The following is a 6,179-nucleotide window of genomic DNA, read 5'->3' as shown; positions in this document are numbered from 1 at the left end:
CCACAGGCGCGCCGTCTCGTCCCAGCTTGCGGTCAGGACCGTCTTGCCATCAGGAGAAAATTGCGCGCCAATTACTTCCTTTTCATGGCCGCGCAAGACCTGCAGTTCTCTGCCGCTGGCTGCATCCCACAGGCGCGCCGTCTCGTCCCAGCTTGCGGTCAGGACCGTCTTGCCATCAGGAGAAAATTGCGCGCCAATTACTTCCTTTTCATGGCCGCGCAAGACCTGCAGTTCTCTGCCGCTGGCTGCATCCCACAGGCGCGCCGTTTCGTCCGCACTTGCCGTCACCACTGTCTTGCCATCAGGAGAAAATTGCGAGTCCACGATGGAACCCTCATGGCCGCGCAAGACGTGCAGCTCCTTGCCGCTGGCCGCATCCCATAGCAGCAGGCGCTTCTCGATTAATGCACATATCAGCACATGACTTGCCGGCGGCAGGTCGGTCATGCGTGCTCTTCTTCTCACCGGTTGATTATTTTCCGGATTTACGGTGGCGAGCCAGGGAATAAAGGCGGCATGCAGAGTATCGAGTTGGGCTTTGCGTAATCCGGGATCGGAGGAAAGGATTGATTCAACCTCAGTCTTGATGACCTTTGCCATGCCGCCCATGCTTTTGTATTGATCGAGCCGTAGATCGCCACCGCTGCTGTAGTCCCTGTAGATGCGGGACAAGGTTAGGCTGAGCAATGGCAGCGTATCGGCGCCTTGCTCACAATCCAGGAGCAGTTGGTCTACAAGATCCGCCATGACCTCCAGTTTCTTTCCGCCCAGAGACGCGCGTATCGCCGGGCCTTTGATTATTTCCTTGAACTGTACCCGGGGCATGGGTTTCAAGGCATCGAACACGACTGTCTTGAGTCCCATCAGTTCTTGTGCGGTTTGCAGCGGATCATAGCGATCGGAGCGGATCGTAAAGGCAACGATCAACGATAAACGCGTTCCTTCACTATCGCTCAGACTGGTCCGAAGAACATTACCAATCAGTTCAAGAAAACTGTGCGCCTCTTCAGTCGCATCAGAGCTGAAGAGTTCCTCAGCCTGGTCAACTGGGAGGACCAGTGTCGGGGGTGGCGCATCCTCCGGTAGCCCAAGTAATCTATGACGGGCGGCGTTTTGGATGTTGTGTAACATTTTGCCAAGGCATTCGGCTCCGCCGTTTTCCAGCATTGTTTTTACTTCGCCCAGGTTGACTGGCATCAGGCCAAGGTCTTCGTTCGCGCAATAAATCGCGTTTGCAACCCCTCGCTGTCCATATAGCGGACTGCGTTCGGGACGAATGACGTTCAGCGTATGAAAGTGTCGGGCATTTCGCGCGAGTCGCGGCAAGAGGCCGGCCCGAAGGAATGAGGATTTACCTGATCCGGAAGGACCGAGTATGACAAACAGAAGTTCATTCCCTGCTGCGCGCATGCCGCGCAGCTTGTCCAGGCCCTGTAATATTTCCGTGTCGCGGCCAAAAAATACAGCAGCGTCCTTGGCATCCAGCGGTTCCAGCCCCCGATAGGGGGCGCGCGATTTGTCGTCCTGCGGCGGCCAGGGAAAGTAGCTGGCGCTCAAGCCTGCGGTTTGCAGCCCCAGTCGCAGGCGGGCGAGTCCGTTGGCTAGGAAAGAAACATCAGCGGCCTGTTCGTGATGAACGAAATGGAGGGCCTCCACCGATCCCTTGCCGATAAGGTAGGTTAGCTGGTACTCGGCCGTCAGCTCGGTGGGCAGCTCGGTGAGCGCGGTTTCCTTCACCACCACACCAAAGATGAGCTTGCTCAGGCTCTTGGCCAGCAGGAATTCGGTCAGGCACCACTTCGACTTTGCCCAAGCGGGGGAGATGATGAAGACAACGGCTTCACAGCGGTCGGCCGCGCGCCGCAACGCTTCCTGCCAGCGCTCCCCGGCCCTTAGGCCGTGCTCCGGATCAAGATCGAGAAATACATCTTCCCAGCCGTTATCCAGCAGCCAGTGCTTGAGCGCCACTGCTTCGAGTTCATCTATGCTCGAATGGCTCAGGAAGATGAGGGACATGCTTTCACCGCGGCTTTTTCTTCATTTGAGTCCAGTCACTGTTCCGTCGTTTCGCACCGAGCCAGCTTTACCTCCGCTGGGATGTGCTTTATGTGGTGAAGCGCAGGGAGAAGTTTTGAAAAATATAAAATTACGATCCTGTTCTCGTTTCCGGGATTTTTACGCCCTCAAAATACTGTGCTGTCTCACCGGAGACCGCCTCACTCACGGTCTTGATAAATTTCTGCAGACTATCTCTTAAAACCACCAAACCTTCCTCGTCGGTTGATGCTGCCCTTGCCTCGGCTGTTTTTAACTCCCATTCTGTCAATGCAAACTGTAGCGTGAGTTGCGTCTGGGTGTAGCCTTGCCACGCCTTTTGCCAATTGAAAAAGGAGTTGGCTGCAGCGACAAGTGCAATGAGCCAGGCGAGCGTCGAGGCGACCTGTGCTTGCTGATCTTTTGCTGCCATCTGGGTCAAGAATGGAAGGCTGATGCTTAAAAACAATAAAATGAATCCTCCGGCTCGAAAGGCCCGACGTCTTGAGGGTCCGCGTTTCTTGTAAAAATCGATGTACCAAAGAACGCTGCCCTGCGTTGACTCGTCTTTAAAGAAGCTCTGCTCGCTGAGCGCAGACAGAAAAGCCTCAACCTTTGGCAGCGAATTCTGAAGGCCAGTCACTGTATTTGCTCCTTTCCGTCTTGATTCCAGACACATGTTCAATAATGTAGCAGGATAATCCAGTTGATCCGTTTGCGCTAATGACGCGCTTCAGCCCCAAATACCCCCGCCTACTTCATGCATTGCTCTAAGCGTTTCTGAAGAAATGCCTGACTTTCCGGCTAATACCAGTCCTCCAGCTCCTGCCACTTTATAATGGTGTCCCGATTAACTGATTGGAAGCCGATACAAATCATGAACAAAAAAGAACTGGTAAGTGCAATGGCCGCAAAAACCGATTGCAGTGGAGCTGCCGCCGATCGAGCGGTGAACGCACTGGTGGAAATAATTTCGGACACACTTAAAGAAGGGGGTTCCCTGACATTACCTGGCTTTGGAACGTTCGAAGTACGCGATCGTGTGGCAAGAAGCGGGCGCAATCCCCAGACCGGCGAGGAACTGAAGATTTCCGCATCGAAGGTTGCGGCATTCAAGCCAGGCGCAGCGTTGAAGGCTGCGGTCAATGGGGTGGAAAGTAAGGACTAGCAGCCGTAAAGCACCAGCAGTTTCAGGCGCTTTCGCTTGCAGGTACCAGCAAGGGAAGGTTAACTAAGTTATGGATGAGTATGTAGTGCAATATTTACCCTTGATCCTGACCCTGTTGTGGTGGCAACCACTTTCTGGCGCCACCCGGACGCCCACCACTGCCAACCTTTTAGTATCTGCACAGGCAGAAGTGATCGCAACGCTATATGCCGCGTCGGCTAGCCAGGCTGCTGCCGAGAAGGTGGCCGATACCAAGCTTAGAGCCCAACGCCAAGAGATTGATACTCTGCGAGACAGAGTACGCTCGGGCGAGGTGCGACTGCGTTCCGAGCTCGTTAAACAACAAGAAAAGTTCCTTGCAGAGCTGACCGCACGAGACCGGGCATACGCCCAAGAAATTGGCGTGTTTCGCAACGCCCTGGAGAACATTGCATCGACCCCAGAGGGTGTGGCCGCCTTGACGCGCTTTAATGCCGGGGACGAGGTGGGCGCGCTGGCGGTGCTGGATGATCTGAGTGCAGCCCAGGATGCGGCGGAAAGGAAGGGTTATGAGATAAGAAGCGCGGTACGGCGCCGGGATAACGCCATGCTTGCCTTGGAAGCACGCAACAAGGGAAAAGTAACTACCGCCCAAGTCATCACCCGCTTCGAGGAAGTTACCCGCCTGGATCCAGGTGTGCATTGGGATTGGGTAGAATTGGGCAGGTTATACATGCAGGCCGGAAGGCTGCCCAATGCCCTGCGAACTGCCAGTGTTGCCGCCGACACTGCCCAGGACGACCGCGCTCAAGCGGTAGCACGCCATCACCTGGGCAACGTCCAAGTCGCCCAGGGGAATCTTCCTGCTGCGTTGGGAAGCTACCAGGCTTCCCTTGCCATCCGGCAGCATCTGGCGAAGATCGATCCGGGCAATGCAGGCTGGCAACGTGACCTGTCGATTTCCCATGACAGCATGGGGGACGTACAGGTCACCCAAGGCAACTTCCCTGCTGCGCTGGCAAGCTACCAGGCTTCCCTTGCCATCCGGGAGCGTCTGACGAAGGCCGATTCGGGCAATACCGATTGGCAAGGTAGCCTGTCGGTCTCGCATGAGAAGATGGGGGACGTACAGGTCACCCAAGGCAACTTCCCTGCTGCGCTGGCAAGCTACCAGGCCTCGCATCATATCCGGGAGCGTCTGGCGGACGCCGACCCCGGCAATACGTATTGGCAGCGTGGCCTGTCGGTTTCCCAGGAGAAAATGGGCAACGTACAGGCAGCCCAAGGCAACCTTCCCGCCGCCCTGGCAAGCTACCAGGCCTCGCATCATATCCGGGAGCGTCTAGCGGACGCCGACCCCGGCAATATGTATTGGCAGCGTGCCCTGTCGGTGTCCTTAGGCATGATTGGCGACGTGCAAATTGCCCAGGGCAACCTCCCTGCTGCGCTGGGAAGCTTCCAAGCGTGCCATACCATCTTCGAGCGCCTGGCGAAGGTCGATCCGGGCAACTCTGGCTGGCAACGTGACCTGTCGATTTCCCATGACAGGATGGGGGACGTACAGGTCACCCAGGGCAATCTCCTCGCTGCGCTGGCAAGCTACCAGGCTTCCCTTGCCATCCGGGAGCGTCTGACAAAGGCGGATCCCAGCAATGCAGACTGGCAGCGCGACCTGTCAGTCTCGCATGAGAAGATGGGAGACGTACAGGTTACCCAAGGCAATCTCCCCGCTGCGCTGGCAAGCTACCAGGCTTCCCTTGCCATCCGGGAGCGCCTTGCCCAGGCCGATCCCGGCAATGCGGGCTGGCAGCGCGACCTCATAGTTGACTACGTAAAACTGAACGAAGTGTCGAGTGATAAGAGATACATAACAAAAGCGCTGGAGGTCGCGCTGGCGATGCAAAGCCGCGGCATCCTGGCACCGCGCGATGCCTGGATAATAGAAGAGCTAAAGCGACGCGCAAGTCCATGAACGAGATTTTCATCTCCTACAAGCGGGAGGACGAGGCCTGGGTCGGGCAGCTGGTCAAAGCGCTGGAAAGCAGCGGGCACTCGGTCTGGTGGGATCGGGGCCTTTCTGGTGGGGAGAGCTGGAGAAGCCAGATCCTGACTGCCCTGCAAGCGGCCAAATGTGTGATCGTGATATGGACCCACGAGAGCGTGGGGCCATCGGGTGATTTCGTGCGCGATGAGGCCTCCCAAGCCAAGCGACGCGGTGTGCTGATACCGGTCATGCTGGATAAGGTTGACCCGCCTTTGGGCTTTGGCGAGCTGCAGATGATCGACCTGACCCACTGGAAAGGAAAACCTTCCGACCCGTTTTTTCAAGATCTGTGCGCTGCAGTGAGCGCCAAGCTGGAAGGCCGTCCGGTTCCCCCCGCAAAGGGTCCAATGAAACGGCTGTTGCGGCAAATGACTTGGAGCACCTTGAGCGCGGCCGGGCTTGGCACGCTGATATTCGGTTTCAATCTATTCAGTGCCCAGGATCAGGTGTGCGGCCTATCCTTATTCCAACCACAAATATCCGATGCCTGCGGCAGTCTTGGGCTGGGCAACCGTCCGACCAGGAAAGAGCGCATTGCCTGGCAAGACCGCGAGCAGGGCAGTTGTGAAGCCTTGCGCGTACATATCCAGGATTTTCCGGAAGGGGCTTATCGGAATGCCGCCGCCGACATGCTTGCCGGACGGCAAGTGACGCAAACAGAGAAATGGGCGCCCACCACGCGCCGACTTGCCCTGTTCACGAACGATGATGCAACACCTTCGCACACTGAAGCAAAAGCTCAATCTACGGCCCTTGCTCGTGCTCAAGATTCTGCCGAGCGGCTGTGCAAAGGCTTTGGAGCGGGCACAATTTTTCGTTTTATCTCGGCCAAGCCTGCTGCGCAGCATTGGAATTGTAGTCACGTCGCCGGCGGCGTAGTTTGCAGCTTCGAAGGCGAGGCCGTATGCGAATTAGAGGAGCGTCAGATTCAGGAAAACGAGCTATGCGGATGAT

General features: G+C 56.6%; 5 protein-coding genes. 3 read left to right on the top strand and 2 right to left on the bottom strand.

Going from position 1 to position 6,179, the window contains the following annotated elements; translation table 11 throughout:
* Together BMZ14_RS14340 and BMZ14_RS14335 are read right to left on the bottom strand one after the other, a co-directional pair.
* On the bottom strand, positions 1-2,016 hold a 2,016-nt coding region (locus BMZ14_RS14340; protein WP_143072018.1), incomplete at its 3' end, for an nSTAND1 domain-containing NTPase.
* A 130-nt stretch (positions 2,017-2,146) separates the two neighbouring features.
* Entirely contained in the window at positions 2,147-2,677 is a 531-nt protein-coding gene (locus BMZ14_RS14335) for an SLATT domain-containing protein (RefSeq protein ID WP_074798781.1), read from the bottom strand.
* A 234-nt stretch (positions 2,678-2,911) separates the two neighbouring features.
* Here BMZ14_RS14335 and BMZ14_RS14330 point away from each other — a divergent pair, with 234 nt between their 5' ends.
* The 3 genes from BMZ14_RS14330 to BMZ14_RS14320 all read left to right on the top strand — a co-directional run bounded on the left by BMZ14_RS14330 (position 2,912) and on the right by BMZ14_RS14320 (position 6,178).
* On the top strand, positions 2,912-3,202 hold the full coding sequence (locus BMZ14_RS14330; protein ID WP_074798779.1) for an HU family DNA-binding protein: 291 nt from the start codon (positions 2,912-2,914) through the stop codon (positions 3,200-3,202).
* Positions 3,203-3,272: 70 nt separating this feature from the next.
* A complete protein-coding gene (locus BMZ14_RS14325; protein WP_074798777.1) occupies positions 3,273-5,153 on the top strand; it encodes a tetratricopeptide repeat protein in 1,881 nt (626 codons plus the stop codon).
* Positions 5,150-6,178 (top strand): toll/interleukin-1 receptor domain-containing protein, encoded by a 1,029-nt coding sequence (locus BMZ14_RS14320; protein WP_074798776.1) that lies wholly within the window; start codon positions 5,150-5,152, stop codon positions 6,176-6,178. Before BMZ14_RS14325 ends, BMZ14_RS14320 begins: the two co-directional genes overlap by 4 nt.
* Position 6,179: the final 1 nt, after the last annotated feature.

It is taken from the genome of Nitrosospira briensis (genome assembly GCF_900115125.1).
Lineage (GTDB): Bacteria > Pseudomonadota > Gammaproteobacteria > Burkholderiales > Nitrosomonadaceae > Nitrosospira > Nitrosospira briensis_A.
The sequence above is the reverse complement of the archived record's forward strand: the minus strand, read 5'-3'. Positions and strand labels throughout refer to the sequence as shown.

Excerpts from the sequence above, each read along its gene's own strand:
- BMZ14_RS14330 (WP_074798779.1), top strand. The coding sequence starts at position 2,912 with ATGAACAAAAAAGAACTGGTAAGTGCAATGGCCGCAAAAACCGATTGC.
- BMZ14_RS14325 (WP_074798777.1), top strand. The coding sequence starts at position 3,273 with ATGGATGAGTATGTAGTGCAATATTTACCCTTGATCCTGACCCTGTTG.
- BMZ14_RS14320 (WP_074798776.1), top strand. The coding sequence starts at position 5,150 with ATGAACGAGATTTTCATCTCCTACAAGCGGGAGGACGAGGCCTGGGTC.